This is a genomic window from Methylocapsa acidiphila B2 (assembly GCF_000427445.1).
GTDB classification, from domain to species: Bacteria; Pseudomonadota; Alphaproteobacteria; order Rhizobiales; family Beijerinckiaceae; genus Methylocapsa; species Methylocapsa acidiphila.
On the sequence record NZ_KE386496.1, the window covers coordinates 2,431,944 to 2,433,403 of the forward strand.

1 pseudogene is annotated in these 1,460 nt (G+C 69.7%); it reads right to left on the reverse strand.

What is annotated here, in order from left to right:
- A pseudogene (locus METAC_RS25260) lies at positions 1 to 1,460 on the reverse strand (autotransporter outer membrane beta-barrel domain-containing protein); the annotation flags it as partial.

Sequence of the window (1,460 nt, forward strand, 5' to 3'; positions counted from 1 at the left end):
ATTGCCGCCGCCGCCGCCGACCGATTGCGCGAACAGACCGACCGCCTGGGTTCCGCTGGTCGTCAGATTGCCGATGCTGGTCACGTTGACCGTGCTGCCATCCGCCCCCGCGCCGCCCGAGCCGCCAACGCCCACCGAGACGCCGACGCCCCCGATCGAGCCTGTGCCCGAGAAACCGCCATTGCCGCCGCCGCCGCCGATGCTTTGCGCGAAGATCGCGTCAGACCCAGCGCCGGCAGTCGTGATGCCGCCTGCGTTGTTGACCACGACCGCGCTCGAGCTTTGGCCTGCGCCGCCCGCGCCGCCGATGCCGACGGCTACCGGCAGCGAGGCGCCGATCGACGCCGCCACCGCGAAGCCGCCATTGCCGCCGCCGCCGCCGAGCGATTGGGCAAAAATGCCATAGGCGAGAGCGCCGAATGTATTGATCTCGCCGGTGCTGCCGACATTGACGGTCCCACCCGTTCCGCCGCCGCCGCCGGACCCGCCGAGCGAAACTGTCGGCGCCAGAGCGCCGCCCGAGGCGCCGAGCGCGATCGCGAAGCCGCCATTGCCGCCGCCGCCGCCCACAGACTGAGCGAATACGGCCGTCGAATTATCCCCTAAAGTCGTGATTTTGCCGAAGCTGGTCACGTCAACGGCGGCGCCGTTTCCGGCCGCTCCGCCGCTCCCTCCGAGGCCGAGCGCCAATGAATTGCCAGCCAGGGTCAGCGCACCGGCAAAACCGCCATTGCCGCCGCCGCCGCCAACGCTTTGGGCGAGGATGCCGTCGGAATTCGCGCCTGCAGTGAATATGTTATTCGCAAAAGTTCCGTTGCCGCTTTTGACGCTCGCCTGGCTGGCGCTGCCGCCGCCGCCGCCTTTTCCGCCAAGCGTGACGCCCACCGCGCCGCCGGAGCCAATCGTCAGCGTGCCGGCGAAACCGCCGTTGCCGCCGCCGCCGCCGACCGACTGAGCGACAACGCCCGCCGAGTTCTGGCCGAGCGTGACGGTCGTCCAACCGGACCCGTAATTCGTAACGGCCACAGACTGGCCGCCGCCGTCGATTGTCGCGAATACGGCCCCGGCGTTTTCGCCCGCGCCGCCATTGCCGCCTATGCCGACGCTGACGCCGAGGCCGGCGCCCAGAGATCCGGTCGCCGAGAAGCCGCCGTTGCCGCCGCCGCCGCCAAGCGATTGAACGAGCATGCCGATCGAATTGTCGCCGGTCGTGACGACCGAGCCAGAACTGTTCAAAGTGGCGGTGCTAGAGGTTCCGCCGCTTCCTCCATTGCCGCCAATCCCGACGGAAACGCCCACGGCGCCGATGGCCCCCGCAACCGAGAAGCCGCCATTGCCGCCGCCGCCGCCAAGCGATTGAACGGCGATGCCGACAGAGCTGAGGCCTGAAGTCGCGATATTGCCTATGCTGTCGACTTCCGCCGTGCTCGCCGCGCCGCCGACGCCGCCGCTGCCGCCGA